The organism is Hoeflea marina, from assembly GCF_003182275.1.
GTDB lineage: Bacteria > Pseudomonadota > Alphaproteobacteria > Rhizobiales > Rhizobiaceae > Hoeflea > Hoeflea marina.
Genome location: NZ_QGTR01000003.1, coordinates 495,848 through 510,601, shown reverse-complemented (window position 1 = coordinate 510,601; position 14,754 = coordinate 495,848). Strand labels below are relative to the sequence as shown.

Here is a 14,754-nt window from a genome sequence, read left to right as displayed (position 1 = left end):
CCGCGGTCGGGCCAAGCGCGCCTCCACCTTTTGGGGGAGGCGGACGCCGTGCCGATGCCCGGGATTCCGCGGGACCGGCAGCTGTGGTCAGCAGGGCCTATTTCATCAGTCCGGCCGAGCGCAACGCGTCCTCTATGATCTTCTGGACATTGCCGACGAGCGGCACTTGCTGGCTTTCGCCACTGGCGCGCTTGGCGCCCTTTCTGCCCCGCGTTGCGGCAAGCTCCGTCCGCGGCGCGGTCTTGACGGCGGGCGAGGGGCGCTCGAGCCCGAAAGACGCAGTGAGCTGCCAGCTCCGGGCAATCAGTTCCGTCGAGGAGAGGCCGATATCGATCATGAAGGGGGCGCGCTTGCCGTAGCCGCTTGCCTGATCGATCGGGGTTCCGTGGCCCATGCCGGAAATGCTGTAGCATTCGATCAGCACGTTGCCGTCCGCGTCCGGCCAGACCTGGCGGATGTGGCGTCCGATTGCCTCCTGGTGCGAGGGATCGGCATCAACGCCGTGAACGCCGCGCCACTGCTCGATGATCGCCAGCGCATTGGCGGGAACGACGGTCTTGTCGTCGGTGCCGTGCCAGACGGAGATCGTCGGCCACGGCCCGGAATGATCGACCGCCTCCCGCAGGCGCGCCTGCAAGCTGGCCGTGTCGGGCATGTTTCCGCCGCGCATCCGCTCAAGCGCCTCCGGCACCGAGCCCGCCGTTGCATAGGGCAGGCCGGCGATGATGGCGCCGCCGGCAAACACGTCGGGATAGGCCGCCAGCATGGCACCGGCCATGGCTCCGCCTGCGGACAGCCCGGTGACGAAGACCCGGCGATCATCCAGTCCGTGCTGCCGGATCATCGCGTCCACCATCTGCCGGATCGACAGCACCTCGCCGCCGCCGCGGGCGATGTCGTGGGTCTCGAACCAGTTGAAGCACAGGTTGGCGTTGTTGCCGCGGTTCTGTTCGGGAAACAGCACGGCGAAGCCCTGCTCGTCGGCCAGCCGCGACCAACCCGATCCCGCGTCATAGCCAGAGGCCGTCTGGGTGCAGCCATGCAGCACGACGACGAGTGCCGCCTTTTGCTGCAGCGAGGCGGGCACATGGATCTTGGCGGAGAGTGCGCCCGGATTGGATCCGAATCCGGTCAGCTCGGCGAGATCGGTCGCCGATGTCGCCCGGCGCGCGGCGGCGGGCCGCTTGCGCGTCGAAAGCCCGGCGAGAGTTTTGGCAAAAAAGGTCATGGGGTGGCTCCGGACAGCATCGGCCGGTCCTGGCGATGTTCAAAGGTTCAACGCGGCATGAAGCAGGAAGTTGCTGCGCTGCACAAAATAACCTCGGGCCCGATCACGTGGTCCTCTGTTTGGCGGTGAGCCATGCGGAGATCAGATGCCGATAGCGTTCGCCGCTGAAGCTTGGAAAATGGCCACCATGGACGAGCCGGACCGGCAGGTTCAACAGCCGCTCCATCGAGGCGAGGTAGTCAGCGGCGTCGGAATGGTAGGTGTCCTCGATCAGCGGGCCGTCATAGAGAATGTCGCCGGAAAACAGGATTCCGGTGGATTTTTCATAGAGCGCGATCCCGCCCGGGGAATGGCCGGGCGTGTGGATCACCTCGAATGAGCGGTCGCCGAGATCGATGATGTCGCCGTCCTCGAGGATCCGCGTCGCCGGAGCCCGCTTGACCGCATAGCATGTCGAGCAATACGGCTCGGGCGGCAGCGCATCGAAGATGTCGTCGGTGACATAGGGGTCGGCGAGAGTGTTCTGCCGGGTCGGATCGGCCAGAAGCCCGGCCTCCGCCGCATGCACCGCCCGGCACTCGAATTCGTGATGGCAGCCGATGTGGTCGAAATGGGTGTGGCTGGCGACGGCGGTCAGCGGTCGCTCGGTGACCAGTGGAACCCATTGGCGGAGCGAGACCACGCCCATGCCGCTGTCGACCAGCATGTCGCGATCCCGACCGCGCACATGCCATATGTTGCAGCGATAGAACTCCTGGATATGGGGCTCGCTGATGGCGGTGACATCATCGTCGAGGCGGCGCTGGCGGTACCAGTCGTCCGGCCGGATGCGCGGCTTCATTGCGGGTCTCCCTGAGTTGAGGCAGGTGCTTCGGCAAGCGCGACGACGCTGGCGGCGGCGACCGCGAGATCGATCAGGTCGCCGGTTCGCGGTTGCGCCGTCTGCGGCAGATGCGCGGTGAGGATCATGTCGGGCGCCGCCTCGGGCCGAAGATGGCAGCGGTGGTGGCCCCCGAAGAAGGCGCTGTCGATGATCGAGGCGCGGCCGAGCGCCACGCTGGCTTCCGCTCCGCCGGCGGGCCGGAAATGCTCCGGCCTGATGCAGAGCGTGATCCGCCCGCCCGCCGGGGGGACGGCTGCGGCAAACGCTGCCGCAGGCAACAGCACCTCGCCGAGCGCGGTCTCGACCCGGACCTCGCCATCCGCCGCGCCGATGATGCGGGCGGGCAGGAAGTTCGCCTCGCCCATGAAGCCGGCGGAAAACAGCGAGCGCGGCCGCATGTAGATGTCGGTGGGCAGGCCGATGTCCTCGATGCGCCCCTGGTTCATCACCACGATGCGGTCGGCGATGGCCATCGCCTCCTCCTGGTCATGGGTGACGTGCACGAAGGTGGTGCCGACCCGCCGCTGGATCGCCTTCAGTTCGTCCTGCATCTGCCGGCGCAGCTTGAGGTCCAGCGCACCCAGGGGTTCGTCGAGCAGCAGCACATCCGGGTCGACCGCCAGGGCGCGGGCGAGCGCGACGCGCTGGCGCTGGCCGCCGGACAACTCGTGCGGCTTTCGCGATGCCGACATCCGCAGGCCGACCAGGTCGAGATGGGCCAGCGCCTTCCGATGCCGCTCCGACCTGGCCAGGCCGCGCATGCGCAGGCCGAAGCCGACATTGTCCAGAAGCGACATGTGCGGAAACAGCGCATAGTCCTGGAACATCGTGGTGGTCGGACGCCTGGCGGCGGCGACATGGGTCATGTCGCGGCCGCCGATCAGGACCGTCCCGGAGGTCGGCTCGAGGAAGCCGCCGAGGATGGACAGCAAGGTGGTCTTGCCGCAGCCGGACGGTCCGAGCAGCACGATGAACTCGCCCGCTGAGATTTCCAGCGAAACATCGTTCAACGCCCGGAAGGAGCCGAAGTCCTTCGTGGCGTTTCGGATCGAGACATCGGCGGTCATGAGGGCTTCCCGGATTTTCTGAGGACGATGAGTTCGAGCATGAACAGCAGCACGACCGACATCAGGAAGACGACGCTGCCGATGGCATTGGTCTTGGGGTCGAGACCGGAGCGCAGCATGCTCCAGATCTCAACCGGCAGCGTGACGTCGAAGCGCGACAGCAGGAATGCGATGATGAATTCGTCCCAACTGAAGGTCACGGACAGGAAGAAGGCGGCGAGGATCGACGGCATCAGCATCGGCGCGGTGACGAGCAGCATCACCTGCCAGTCGCGGGCGCCGAGATCGCGCGCGGCGCGTTCGATGTTGATCTGGTGCGCGCCCATCGAGGCATAGATGATGGCGAAGCAGAGCGGCAGGTTGATGACCACATGGCCGGCGCCGACGGTCCACAGCGACAGCTGGATGTCGAGGCGGCTGAAGACGGAGAGAAGCCCCAGCGCGATAATCAGGGTGCTCACCGTCATCGGTGCGACGATAAGGGCGCGCTGCAGGTTGGAGGCCGGGAGCCGGTAGCGGGCGAAGGCATAGGCCGCGAGAAAGCCGAGCAGGCAGGCAACCGCCGAGGAGATGACTGCCACCAGCAGCGAATTGCCGAGTGCCGCCATCAGCTTGCGGTCGGCGAAGATCTCGCCGTACCAGTGCAGCGTCAGCCCGTGCAGCGGCGGCACCGGCAGCGTTCCGTCCTGGAAGGAGAACAGCACCAGCACCACGACGGGAAGGAAGATGAAGCCATAGAGGACGCCGGCATAGAGAATGGCGAACGCCGTCTGCAATTGGCGCGGCATGTCAGGTCCTTTCCATCTTCAGCCAGCGGGCGCAGAAGAGATAGGCGAGCGTCACGACGGCCATCAGCACCAGCGACAGGGCCGCGGCCATCGGGAAGTCTGCGCGCCGGCCCAGTTGCAGCATGATCACCTGCGGCAGCAGCAATTCGTTGTTGCCGCCGAGGATCTGCGGCGTGATGTAGTCGCCGATGCACAGCACGAAGGTGAGGAAGGCCCCGACCATGATGCCGGGAAGGGTCAGCGGCAGGATGACGTGGCGAAAGGTCTGCAGGCCGCTGGCACCCAGATCGGCGGCGGCGCGCCGGTAGTTCGGCGAGAGCTGCACCAGGTTGGCGTAGATGGTCAGTGTCAGCAGCATGACGAAGAAGTGCACGAAGCCGATGACCGTGCCCGTGCGGCTGGCCGACAATTGAAGCGGCTCGGCGACCAGCCCCGCCCAGATGAGCGTCTGGTTGACCACGCCGCCCTTCGAGAGCACCAGAAGCCAGGAATAGGATCGCACCACATAGGACGTCCAGAACGGCAGGATCGCCATGATCAGCGCCATGCGCTGCCAGCGCTTCGGCACCCGTTCGGCGATGATCCAGGCGAGCGGATAGGCAAGCAGGATCGAAATGACGGTCACGATCGCCGTCACTTCCAGAGAGTTCAACAATGCCTTGAGCAGATGCGACTTGCCGAAGAAGGCGGCGTAGTTGTCGAGCGTCCAGGTGGCGACGATCTTTCCGCCGCTGCGGGTCCAGAGGCTGATGGCCGCCATATAGGCGAACGGAAACAGGAAAAAGGCGGTGGTCCAGACCAGTGCGGGCAGCGCAAATCCCCAGGCCTTGCGCTGTTCGGCGCGCTCGAGCGGCGTGACGGTCATGTCGTGCGATCTCCGATCATGCTGCCTCTCCTGCCGCGTGCGGGGAGATCCTAGAGAATGACTGCTGTCTCGGCCTGTCCCATTGCGGCGTCCATGGCCGACCCTTCGGCGTGATGGGACAATCACGCCGAAGGCTGCGATGGTCCCGTCTACTGCTGCAGCATTTCCGTCCAGACATCCTGCATGGCGGCGTCCAGCTCCGCATCGACAACCGGGTAGAGCTGCGTCGTGCGGAGGTATTCGGGCTGCTGGTCCCAGCGCAGCGCTGTCTTCTGCTGGTCGGTCAGGTGCTCGCCGGCCTTGGCATTGGCCGGCATGCCCCAGTAGCAGGACGAGGTGGCGAGCTTCGCCTGGCCTTCCGGACTAAGGATATACTCGACGAATTTCAGCGCCAGGTCCTGCTTGGCGGAATCCTTGAACACACCGATCGACTGCGCCCAGCGAAGCGCGCCCTGCTTCGGCACTGTCCAGTCGAGATTGGGCTTTTCCGCCATCAGGCCCGCCGTCACCCACTCGCCGCCGCCGAGGATGATATCGACCTCGCCGGTGACAAGGGCGGTCTGCGACGCGACCACGTCGCTCACCTGACGGGCGACCTTCTTCATCTCGAACAGCTTTTCCTTGATCGCCGGCAGGTCGTCCATTGTCAGCTCGGCGGTGGTCTTGCCGATGGCGAGTCCGGTGAGCCCGATCATCGGCAGGTAATAATCGTAGAGGGCGATGCGGCCCTTGTACTTGTCTGACCAGAAGATCGACAGATCCTCCATGTCCTTGGGATCAACCTTGGTCTTGTCGTAGGAGATGGTGTTGTAGCCGAATTTCTCGGTCACGGCATAGATCTTGCCGTCCTTGCTGTTGTTGGCCTCCATGCGCACCTCCGGGAAGATGTCGTCCGCGGGCAACCTGCCTGCCGGGATTTCCGCCAGCAGGTCCATGTCGATCGCCCGCGGGACATCGACTCCGTCGATGACGAAGACGTCCCAATCGCCGGGGCGGGACTGTTCGACGATCGACAGTCCGGCGCCCGTGCCTTCGTACTCCTTCAGATTGACCTTGACGTCATTGGCCTTTTCGAAGGGCTCGATCAATGCCGGATCGGTGTGATCGCACCAGACGAGCGCATTGAGTTCCTCCTGCGCCACGGCGGCAGTGGACAGGGCACAGGCGGCGGTTGCCAGCAGCAGGCGGCGTACGGCAGCGGCCGTGATGGTCATTTTCATGTCGTTTCCCTCTTTATCCGAAGGCCCGCTCCTGGGCTTCGCGTTGATCCGATGGCACTCGTCCTGGCACCTTGAGAAAAAGATTGAATGAATTCATTTTTTAAGTCAATTTCATTTTTGAGGAGATTTCATATTGAAGAGATTGCAGTGGAGGGTCCCGTGACAGGACTGCGCGCCAGACAGAAGGCCGACCGGAATCGCCGCATCCTGGAGGCCGCCACCACGCTGTTCCGCGTTCAGGGCTACGACAGCGCCCGCATAGAGGACATCGCCGAACTGGCCGAGGTCTCGGTCGGCACGCTCTACAACTACTATGAGAACAAGGGCGACATCCTCGTCGCCACCGTCTCCATGGAGGTCACAGAAGTCCTGGAGGCCGGCGATAGGATTGTCGCCAGCCCGCCGCTCAATGTTGCCGAGGCGCTCCGCGTCCTGATTGGCCAGTACTACGACCACTCGCTCGTCTATCTCAGCAAGGAGATGTGGCGCACGGCGATGGCCTCCTCGATCCAGCAGCCTGAAACGCCGCTTTCGAAACGCTACACCGAGCTCGATCAGCGATTGTGCGCTCAGGTGGTTCAGCTCGTTGAAACGCTCCAGCAGCGCGGCGTGATCATCGTTGGCATCGACTCCCGCGCCATCGGCGAAGTCATCTTCAACAATCTCAACATGATGTTCATCGAGTTCTGCAAGGTGGACTCGATGCCGCTGGAAGAGCTGAAGCTGCGCGTCGCGGAGCAGCATCGTCCCATCGCCGCGCTGATCAGCAGCGTCAAGGCCGTTTGACCCATCCTGAAAGAAGCCCAGCCATGACCGACACGACCGATATCCCGACCACGGTGCTGGCGGCCGCGGACGCGCTTGTGCGCGCCTTCGGCGCCCATGACCGCAAGGCCTATTTCGAGGCATTCTCGCCGGCCGCAACCTTCGTCTTCCACACGCTCGACCGGACGCTCGCCAACCGTGCGGAATATGAAGCCGTGTGGTCGCTGTGGGAAAGCCGTGACGGCTTCCGGGTGCTCGGATGCCGTTCGAGCGAACGCAAGGTCCAGCTTGCCGGCGACGTGGCCATCTTCACCCATGCCGTGGAAACCGATGTGTCGATTGCCGGAAGCACCACGACCAGCAGCGAGCGCGAGACGATCGTCTTTGCCCGCGAGCCCGGCGGCCGCTGGCTGGCCGTTCACGAACACCTTTCGGCCATGGCGATGGCTGCGGCCTAATGCATGTCGCCCGAAAGTGCGCAGCGGTCTCGGGACCACGGCATGCATACGCACAGAGCGCTAAAGCACGTCGCGTGAATCTGAATTCACGCGATGTGCTTAGTGCCCGGTGGTCCGGCCGCGCCGCACCAGGCGTGTGCGGAGCAGCCGTGACAGGCGGGGCCCGCCTCATCCCATGCCTGTCGTCATCTCATCACGGCATGGGACGATGCAGTTCCCGTCCGACGGCGCGGTGCGCCGACTCGGTCGCCTCAGCAATAGGCTGCGGCAAAGCCGCCTTCGCGGGTGATGCCGTCGATGTCATACCTGGCCGTCCACGGCTCGGCCTTGGCCCGGGTCAGTTCTTCGAGCGCCCGGAGCCGCTCGAGTCCATCGGCCTTCAAGGCCGCCATGACCTTCGCCTCGTCGGGAAAGTGGGTCTCGATGGCATCGAGCCAGATCGTGCGTCCGGCGAGGTAGCCCTGGGCGCCGGCGGCATAGGAGTAGCCGAGCACCCGCTCGAACTGTTCCTGGGTCGCGCCGCCCGACAGCAGCACCCAGGGAATTCCGGCATCGCGGCAGATCCTGCCGATGGTCTCAAACTCGGCCGCCGCCGTGCGCGAGGCCGCGCTGTCGCCGATCTCAGGCAGCGACGCGGCCGGCAGCGGCGTCTCCAGCTTGTAGAGATCGACGCCGTATTCGGGCTTGGCGAATTCGCGCACGCTCTCGATGACCATCTCGGCCTTCTTGTCGGCGGATTCGACATAGTCGGTGGTGTGGCTGGCGCTGCTGGGGAAGGGGTAGACCAGCAGTTCGAGCACGAAGGGAATGTCGTAGCGGCGGCATTCGGCTCCGACGGCGCGGACGAAGGCCTGCTGGTGGTCGAGCACGTCCCGGCTGGCGTCGGGGCGGTACCAGACCAGCAGCTTGACGCCGTTGCCGCCCATGCGGCGGATCTTCTCGACGCTCCAGTTGTCGATGGCGCGGCCCTTGCGGCCCGTCGGCGTGTCCTCGAAGCGGTGCTCTTCCAGGGTGACGATCAGGCCGGTCTTGGAGGGCAGGATGTCGATGGCCGCCGGAATGGCGTAATTGGGATCAAACAGCATCGAGCTTGCCGCATCGCCCAGCGCCTTGACGATCATCCGCTTGGCCGAAAGCATGTCGGCGAAGCTGACGGCCTCGGGGGCGATGCCGCGGGCCTTGGAGATCGCGCCGATCATCGGCGGCCGCTGGTCCAGCGCCACCATGGTGAAATACCCGTCTGCGTTCGCCATCCGCGTGAGGGCGCGCATTTTGCCGATCGTGCTCATAGTCTGCTTCTCCATAGTTGAATCGTGTCTTGCAGGTTGGGAATGCCGCTGCGGCCGTCGGGCCGGGTGCATTTGAGGGCGGCCGCCGCCGCCGCGAAGGACATCGCCTCCCGGCTGTCCGCCCGGGCGGCGATGGCAAAGGCATAGGCGCCGTGGAAGACGTCGCCGGCGCCGGTGGTGTCGATGGCGGCCACCGGAAAGGCGTCGGCGTGGTGGCGTTCGCCGGCCTCGATCCAGTCGACGCCCTGGCCGCCGCGCGTCACCGCCGTCACCCGGCAGCCATGGGCGGCCACCCGGGCCAGCGGATCCTCTGGGCCAGCAAAGGCATGCAGCGCCGGCTCGGAAAAGATCGCGTGGTCGGTCAGCGGCAGCAGCCGCTCGAAGATGTCGGCATCGGCCATGTCGGCATCGAGCACGGTGGGAATGCCTGCGGCGCGCGCCGCGGCGAAGGCCGCCTCGGTGCCCTCCGGCCATCGCGGGTCCGACAGCACTGCGCCGCACCGGCCGATGTCGGCCAGCGGCAGCCAGCCGGCATCGGACGGCAGCCCGGAGCCGCGGAAATTGACGATGCGGCGCTCACCCGTGCGGTCGACCCAGACGCTGGAGATCGACGAACGGCCGTCCTCGAACAGCCGGAACGCCGAGACGTCGACCCGCTCGGCTTCCAGCGCGTCGCGCATGAAGCGACCCTCCGGATCGGCGCCGGCCCGGCCCAGGAACCGGGCGTGGCCGCCGAGCCGTGCCACCGCGACCGCCGCCGTCGCCGCCATGCCTCCGCCCTTGGTGGCGAAGCTGTCGGCGCGCATCTTGCCCTCGTCCGCGAGCCGCGGCACGGTCCAGATATAGTCCAGCGCCGAAAGCCCTATGCAGGCGACATGTGGCATCTCGTTCGGGTCGCGGGGAGGAAACGCGCTCATAGGCCGGCGACGCAGATATATTTGATCTCGAGATAGTCCTCGATGCCGTATTTCGATCCCTCGCGGCCCATGCCTGACTGCTTGTAGCCGCCGAAGGGCGCCATCTCGTTGGCGATCAGGCCGGAATTGACGCCGACAATGCCGCTTTCGAGCGCCTCGGAGACCCGGAACATGCGGGCGAGATCGCGGGTGTAGAAATAGCTGGCCAGACCGAACTCGGTGTCGTTGGCCATCTCGATGACCTCGTCTTCGGTTGAGAACGGGATCAGCGCGGCCAGCGGCGCAAAGGTCTCCTCGCGCGCTAGCTTCATCTGTTGTCCTGCATGGCTGATCACTGTCGGCTCGAAAAAGGTGCCGCCGAGAGCATGGCGCTTGCCGCCGGTTACCAGTTTCGCGCCGTGTGCAAGCGCGTCGGCAAGGTGAACCTCCATTTTGGTAACCGCGGCTTCGTCGATCAGCGGCCCCTGTTCGACGCCGGTCTCATTGCCATGCCCCACTTTCAGCGCTGCCGCCTTCTTCGCCAACCTTGCAGCAAAGTCATCGATCAGGCTCTCGTGGACGTAGAAGCGGTTGGCGCAGACACAGGTCTGGCCGGAATTGCGGTATTTGGCGATCATCGCGCCATCGACGGCAGCATCCAGGTCGGCGTCCTCGAAGACGATGAAGGGGGCGTTGCCGCCGAGCTCCAGCGACAGCCGCTTGATGTCGTGGGCGCCCTCTCGGATCAGCCAACGGCCGACTTCGGTCGAGCCGGTGAAGCTGATCTTGGCGACCTTCGGATTGGCGCAGAATTCGCCGCCGAGATCCCGTGCCTTGCCGGTCACCACCTGAAACACGCCGGAGGGAATGCCCGCGCGCTCGGCGAGGACGCCAAGTGCCAGAGCCGACAATGGCGTCTGCGAGGCTGGCTTGACGATGATCGGGCAACCGGCTGCCAGAGCGGGCCCGGCCTTGCGGGTGATCATGCCGTTGGGGAAATTCCACGGTGTGATGGCAACGCAGACCCCGACCGGCTGCTTGATCACCATCACGCGGCGGTCGGCCGCTGGGGACGGGATGACGTCGCCGTAGACGCGCTTGGCCTCTTCGGCGAACCATTCGAGATAGGCGGCATTGGCGACGATCTCGCCCCTGGCCTCTGCCAGCGGCTTGCCCTGCTCGGCGGTGAGGATGCGCGCCAGGTCGTCGGCGTTGGCGATGATCAGGTCGTACCAGCGGCGGATGAGATTGGCGCGCTCCTTGGCCGGCCGCCCGGCCCAGGCCTTGCGTGCGCCGTGCGCGGCGTCGATGGCCGTGCGGATCTGTTCGAGGTCCAGCGACGGCACTTCCGCGATCAGCGCGCCAGTCGCGGGATTGTGCACGGCGATGCCCGCGCCCGGCCGGGCGGCAATCCAGTTGCCGTCCACGAGGCAGGACTGGGTGAGCAGGCTGGGGTCGGTGAGCCCGATATCGGTCATTGCGGTGTCCTTGAATGTCTAGCGGAATGCTTCGCCGGTGGTCTGGTCGAACAGGTGAGCCTTGCCGGCAGCGGGCAGCAGCGGCAGACGGTCGCCGGGGCGGGGACGCAGGTCGGGCGAGACACGGCCGATGCAGGCCACTCCGCCCAGCTGGAAATGGACCAGCGTGTCCGAACCCAGCGGCTCGACGAGGCTGACCTCAATGTCGAGCGCCGAGGGCTTGTCGGGCGAGACCATGAGATGCTCCGGGCGGACGCCGAGGCAGGCATCGCCCCTGCTGGCGCGGGCGAGCGCGTCGGCGGCGAAAAGCCCGGTTGCCGAAAAGCTGGTGCCGTCCTTGAGGCGCAGCGTTTCGCCGTCGATCGTCACCGGCAGGAAGTTCATGGCCGGAGAGCCGATGAAGCCGGCCACGAACATGTTCTCGGGCCGCTCGTAGACTTCCTCCGGGGTGCCGACCTGCTGGATCACGCCGGCCTTCATCACCACGATGCGATCGGCCATGGTCATGGCCTCGATCTGGTCGTGGGTGACGAAGACCATGGTGGTGCGCAGCTTCTGCGACAGCGCCTTGATCTCGGCGCGCACCTGGGCGCGCAGCTTGGCGTCGAGATTGGACAGCGGTTCGTCGAACAGGAACACCTTGGGGTCGCGGACGATGGCGCGGCCCATGGCGACGCGCTGGCGCTGGCCCCCTGACAGCGCCTTGGGCCTGCGGTCGAGAAAGCTCTCGATGTCGAGCATGGCCGCGGCACTGGCGACCCGCTCGTCGATCTCGGGCTTCTTCATGCCGCGCATTTCCAGCGCGAACGCCATGTTCTGGCGGACCGTCATGTGCGGGTAGAGCGCGTAGTCCTGGAAGACCATGGCGATGTCGCGCTTGGCGGCCTGCACGTCGTTGACCCGGACATCGCCGATGAACAGGTCGCCGCTGTTGATGCTTTCGAGCCCGGCCAGCACCCGCAGCAGGGTCGACTTGCCGCAGCCGGAAGGGCCCACCAGAACGACGAATTCGTGGTCGGCGATATCGAGGTCCAGCCCGGGAATGACAGGAAAGCTGCCATAGTGCTTGACCAGGTTGCGCATGCGAATCGAAGCCATCAGCGTGTCTCCTCGAAGCTCAGAACCGGCTTGATCGACCGGCCTGCGGCGAAATTGGCGAAGCGCTCGGGCAGCGACTCTAGCCCGAATGACTCGTCCACCAGGCGGGCATAGCTGTCCCGGTTCCGGCGCAGCAGCTCGACATTGGCGTCGAGATCGCCCTTGGGGAAATAAAAGGTGCGCAGCATGATGAAGTCCTTGCGACGGAAGACCTTGTCCTCGGTGATGGTCCATGGCGCGGCGTTCTCGCCCACCAGCACGATGACGCCCTTGGGCAGCACCAGCTCGATGGCGAGATTGCGCGCGGGATGGGCGCCGGAGCACTCGACGATGAGCAGGAACTGCCTGTCGCGGCTGCCCACCGGATGGGCGGCGGCGCCGAAATCGACGGCGATGGCCAGCCTCTCGGCATTGGGATCGGAGACGAAGACGCGATGGAAGCCGAGCGCCTTGAGGGCGAGCACCACGCCGAGGCCGACGGGGCCCGCGCCGGTGACCAGCACCTCGGGATCCGCGCCCGCGGGCAGGAAGCGGCTCGCCTCGCGCACGGCATGCGCCGACGTGCCGATGGTGTCGAGCAGCAGCGGCGCCAGGTTGTCCTCGATGTCGTCGGGCACCGGCAGCAGGCAGTTGTCGGGCACGGCGACGTATTCGCAATAGCCGCCGTCGCGGTTCCACCCGATCAGCGAGGACACGGTGATGCACATCTGCGTGTTGCCGTCGCGGCAGGGCTGGCAGTGGCCGCAATGCAGCGGGATGTAGACGGCGCAGCGGCGACCGTCGAGCGCGTGGCCGGGGTGATCGACACGGCCGAAGATCTCGTGGCCCGCAATGTGTTCCGATCCCTTGTGCCACAGCTTGAAGTCCGAGCCGCACAGGGCCGTGCGCAGGACGCGGACCAGCGCCTCGCCTTCGCCCGCCTCGGGACGGGGCCTTGTTTCGATGGTGATCCGGTCGTCGCCGTGAAAATCGGCCGCGCGCATGTTCGGGTGCAGGTTGGACATTCAATCAGCCTTTCACGGCGCCGAGCGTCAGGCCCGAAATCAGCCAGCGCTGGACAATGGTTGCAAGAATCAGCGGCGGGAGGGCGATCAGCGTGGCGGCGGCCATCAGCCCGCCCCAGTTGGTCGAGCCTTCGCCGATGAAATTGAAGGACGCGGCAATCAGCGTCTTGGTGTCGGAGTTCGACAGCACCAGCGAGAACAGGAAGTAGTTCCACGAGAAGACGAAGGCGAGGATGGCCGAGACGGCGAGGCCCGAACTGACCAGCGGCAGGGCGATGCGGTAGAAGATCCTGAACGGCGAGCAGCCGTCGACCTGTGCTGCCTCGTAGACGCTGCGGGGAATGTTGTCGAAGAACGGCAGCAGTACCCAGATGACGATCGGCATGGTGATGACCGCATGGGTCAGGATCAGCGCCCAGTAGCTGCCGATCATGTCGAACTGGCGGAACATCAGGTACCAGGGAAGCAGGAACAGCGTGCCGGGCGCCATCCGGGCAACCAGCGTGACGACCGCCGGCCAGGTGATGCGGGTCCAGGAGGCGACGAAGGCGGCGGGCGCGCCCAGCAGCAGGCCGAGGCTCGTCGAGCCGACCGTGACGATCATGCTGTTGAGCGCGTATTGCGGAAACGGCGTGGTGTCCGACAGCGACCGGTAATTGTCGAGCGTCGGGCTGAAGAACAGCGTCGGCGGATAGGCCGTGACCTCGAAGGACTGCTTGAAGGACGACAGCACCATCCATGCTGTGGGCGTGATGACGATGATTCCGGCGAGGATCAGCAGCAGCGTGTTGAGGCGGCTGAACCAGCGGTCGTTTGAAGCGAGATCGGTCATGGGGCGCCCTCCTACCAGGCCACGGCGGTGCGGAGCCGGTTGAGCACCAGCACTGCGCCAAAGACGATGACCGACAGCGTCACCATCAGCGCGCTGGCGTAGCCCAGCTGGAAGAATTCGAAACCGGTGCGGAAGCCGTAGATGTTGAGCGTCGAGGACGCGTTGGCCGGCCCGCCCTGGGTGGTGATGTAGATCAGGTCGAAGAAGCGGAGCAGATCGACGCTGCGCAGCACGGCGGCGGTGACCAGCGTCGGCAACAGCAGCGGCAGTGTGATGCGGTAGAGCGTCTTGAACTTCGAGGCGCCGTCGATCTCGGCCGCCTCGTAGACGCTGGGCGGCAGGGATTGCAGCCCGCCCAGCACGATCAGCGCCACATAGGGGGTCCACTGCCAGGTGTCGATCAGCGCCAGCGTCGGCACCACGAAGCCGGGGGAGGCCAGCCATTCCGACGGCGGCAGGCCGAAGGAGGTGAGGATGTAGTTGGCAGCCCCCAGCGACGGATCGAGAATTACCAGCCACATCATTCCCGCCACCACCGGCGGCATCATGAAGGGCGAAATGAACAGCGACCGGACGATGCCGGGCAGCTTCTTGGCGCGGAAGAGCAGCAGCGCCAGCGCCGTGCCGCAGATGAGCTGCATGACCAGTGACAGGAAGTAGAGAGCGGCGGTGATGGTGAGGCCGTTCCAGAACTGGTCGTCGCTAACCATCCGGACATAGTTGGCCGCTCCCGTGTAGCGGATGGTGCCGGTCGCTGACATGGTCTGGAAGCTGAGCCAGATGGTGTAGAAGAAGGGGAAGGCGATCATGCCGACGGTGAAGATCACCGAAGGCGCCGACATCGCCGCCATCTGTCCCCTGAGTGATATGGATTTGCTCATGT

Annotated in this window: 15 protein-coding genes; 2 read left to right on the top strand and 13 right to left on the bottom strand. The window is 65.5% G+C overall.

The features are described from left to right. Nucleotides 1-97: 97 nt before the first annotated feature. From DFR52_RS13635 to DFR52_RS13610, 6 genes are all read right to left on the bottom strand, one after another. A complete protein-coding gene (locus tag DFR52_RS13635; RefSeq protein ID WP_110032511.1) occupies nt 98-1,228 on the bottom strand; it encodes an extracellular catalytic domain type 1 short-chain-length polyhydroxyalkanoate depolymerase in 1,131 nt (376 codons plus the stop codon). 103 nt (nt 1,229-1,331) lie between these two features. Then, nucleotides 1,332-2,069 (bottom strand): MBL fold metallo-hydrolase, encoded by a 738-nt coding sequence (locus tag DFR52_RS13630; RefSeq protein ID WP_110032510.1) that lies wholly within the window; start codon nt 2,067-2,069, stop codon nt 1,332-1,334. Next, entirely contained in the window at nt 2,066-3,178 is a 1,113-nt protein-coding gene (locus DFR52_RS25095) for an ABC transporter ATP-binding protein (protein ID WP_110032509.1), read from the bottom strand. The genes DFR52_RS13630 and DFR52_RS25095 overlap by 4 nt, the downstream gene beginning before the upstream one ends. Next, entirely contained in the window at nt 3,175-3,966 is a 792-nt protein-coding gene (locus tag DFR52_RS13620; RefSeq protein WP_110032508.1) for an ABC transporter permease, read from the bottom strand. The genes DFR52_RS25095 and DFR52_RS13620 overlap by 4 nt, the downstream gene beginning before the upstream one ends. A gap of 1 nt (nt 3,967) precedes the next feature. Next, nucleotides 3,968-4,831, bottom strand: a complete 864-nt coding sequence (locus tag DFR52_RS13615) for an ABC transporter permease (RefSeq protein WP_110032507.1) — start codon at nt 4,829-4,831, stop codon at nt 3,968-3,970. A 149-nt stretch (nt 4,832-4,980) separates the two neighbouring features. After that, on the bottom strand, nt 4,981-6,051 hold the full coding sequence (locus tag DFR52_RS13610; protein WP_110032506.1) for an ABC transporter substrate-binding protein: 1,071 nt from the start codon (nt 6,049-6,051) through the stop codon (nt 4,981-4,983). Between the two features lie 159 nt (nt 6,052-6,210). Here DFR52_RS13610 and DFR52_RS13605 point away from each other — a divergent pair, with 159 nt between their 5' ends. Both DFR52_RS13605 and DFR52_RS13600 read left to right on the top strand, forming a co-directional pair. Further along, on the top strand, nt 6,211-6,837 hold the full coding sequence (locus tag DFR52_RS13605) for a TetR/AcrR family transcriptional regulator (RefSeq protein WP_110032505.1): 627 nt from the start codon (nt 6,211-6,213) through the stop codon (nt 6,835-6,837). A 23-nt stretch (nt 6,838-6,860) separates the two neighbouring features. Further along, nucleotides 6,861-7,274, top strand: a complete 414-nt coding sequence (locus DFR52_RS13600) for a YybH family protein (protein WP_110032504.1) — start codon at nt 6,861-6,863, stop codon at nt 7,272-7,274. A gap of 251 nt (nt 7,275-7,525) precedes the next feature. On the opposite strand, the gene DFR52_RS13595 is transcribed toward DFR52_RS13600, so the two are convergent. Genes DFR52_RS13595 through DFR52_RS13565 form a run of 7 tightly spaced genes read right to left on the bottom strand, consistent with a single transcriptional unit; the run spans nt 7,526 to nt 14,752 of the window. After that, nucleotides 7,526-8,563, bottom strand: a complete 1,038-nt coding sequence (locus tag DFR52_RS13595; protein WP_110032503.1) for a tagatose 1,6-diphosphate aldolase — start codon at nt 8,561-8,563, stop codon at nt 7,526-7,528. Next, on the bottom strand, nt 8,560-9,480 hold the full coding sequence (locus DFR52_RS13590) for a PfkB family carbohydrate kinase (RefSeq protein WP_110032502.1): 921 nt from the start codon (nt 9,478-9,480) through the stop codon (nt 8,560-8,562). The genes DFR52_RS13595 and DFR52_RS13590 overlap by 4 nt, the downstream gene beginning before the upstream one ends. Then, the gene (locus DFR52_RS13585; RefSeq protein ID WP_110032501.1) at nt 9,477-10,937 is read right to left on the bottom strand and encodes an NAD-dependent succinate-semialdehyde dehydrogenase; all 1,461 of its coding nucleotides are present in this window, start codon (nt 10,935-10,937) and stop codon (nt 9,477-9,479) included. The genes DFR52_RS13590 and DFR52_RS13585 overlap by 4 nt, the downstream gene beginning before the upstream one ends. 18 nt (nt 10,938-10,955) lie before the next feature. After that, nucleotides 10,956-12,035, bottom strand: a complete 1,080-nt coding sequence (locus DFR52_RS13580; RefSeq protein WP_110032500.1) for an ABC transporter ATP-binding protein — start codon at nt 12,033-12,035, stop codon at nt 10,956-10,958. Next, on the bottom strand, nt 12,035-13,039 hold the full coding sequence (locus DFR52_RS13575; protein ID WP_110032499.1) for an alcohol dehydrogenase catalytic domain-containing protein: 1,005 nt from the start codon (nt 13,037-13,039) through the stop codon (nt 12,035-12,037). The genes DFR52_RS13580 and DFR52_RS13575 overlap by 1 nt, the downstream gene beginning before the upstream one ends. 4 nt (nt 13,040-13,043) lie before the next feature. After that, nucleotides 13,044-13,871, bottom strand: coding sequence for a carbohydrate ABC transporter permease (locus tag DFR52_RS13570; protein ID WP_110032498.1), 828 nt, complete (start codon nt 13,869-13,871; stop codon nt 13,044-13,046). 11 nt (nt 13,872-13,882) lie between these two features. Then, complete coding sequence (locus DFR52_RS13565; protein WP_110032497.1) at nt 13,883-14,752, bottom strand: carbohydrate ABC transporter permease; 870 nt, start codon at nt 14,750-14,752, stop codon at nt 13,883-13,885. Nucleotides 14,753-14,754: the final 2 nt, after the last annotated feature.

What these genes read in the sequence shown, in the direction of transcription:
- DFR52_RS13570 (WP_110032498.1), bottom strand. Translation starts at nt 13,871, where the DNA reads ATGACCGATCTCGCTTCAAACGACCGCTGGTTCAGCCGCCTCAACACG.
- DFR52_RS13600 (WP_110032504.1), top strand. Translation starts at nt 6,861, where the DNA reads ATGACCGACACGACCGATATCCCGACCACGGTGCTGGCGGCCGCGGAC.
- DFR52_RS13580 (WP_110032500.1), bottom strand. Translation starts at nt 12,035, where the DNA reads ATGGCTTCGATTCGCATGCGCAACCTGGTCAAGCACTATGGCAGCTTT.
- DFR52_RS13565 (WP_110032497.1), bottom strand. Translation starts at nt 14,752, where the DNA reads ATGAGCAAATCCATATCACTCAGGGGACAGATGGCGGCGATGTCGGCG.
- DFR52_RS13630 (WP_110032510.1), bottom strand. Translation starts at nt 2,069, where the DNA reads ATGAAGCCGCGCATCCGGCCGGACGACTGGTACCGCCAGCGCCGCCTC.
- DFR52_RS13615 (WP_110032507.1), bottom strand. Translation starts at nt 4,831, where the DNA reads ATGACCGTCACGCCGCTCGAGCGCGCCGAACAGCGCAAGGCCTGGGGA.
- DFR52_RS13595 (WP_110032503.1), bottom strand. Translation starts at nt 8,563, where the DNA reads ATGAGCACGATCGGCAAAATGCGCGCCCTCACGCGGATGGCGAACGCA.
- DFR52_RS13575 (WP_110032499.1), bottom strand. Translation starts at nt 13,039, where the DNA reads ATGTCCAACCTGCACCCGAACATGCGCGCGGCCGATTTTCACGGCGAC.
- DFR52_RS13620 (WP_110032508.1), bottom strand. Translation starts at nt 3,966, where the DNA reads ATGCCGCGCCAATTGCAGACGGCGTTCGCCATTCTCTATGCCGGCGTC.
- DFR52_RS13610 (WP_110032506.1), bottom strand. Translation starts at nt 6,051, where the DNA reads ATGAAAATGACCATCACGGCCGCTGCCGTACGCCGCCTGCTGCTGGCA.
- DFR52_RS13635 (WP_110032511.1), bottom strand. Translation starts at nt 1,228, where the DNA reads ATGACCTTTTTTGCCAAAACTCTCGCCGGGCTTTCGACGCGCAAGCGG.
- DFR52_RS13585 (WP_110032501.1), bottom strand. Translation starts at nt 10,937, where the DNA reads ATGACCGATATCGGGCTCACCGACCCCAGCCTGCTCACCCAGTCCTGC.
- DFR52_RS13590 (WP_110032502.1), bottom strand. Translation starts at nt 9,480, where the DNA reads ATGAGCGCGTTTCCTCCCCGCGACCCGAACGAGATGCCACATGTCGCC.
- DFR52_RS25095 (WP_110032509.1), bottom strand. Translation starts at nt 3,178, where the DNA reads ATGACCGCCGATGTCTCGATCCGAAACGCCACGAAGGACTTCGGCTCC.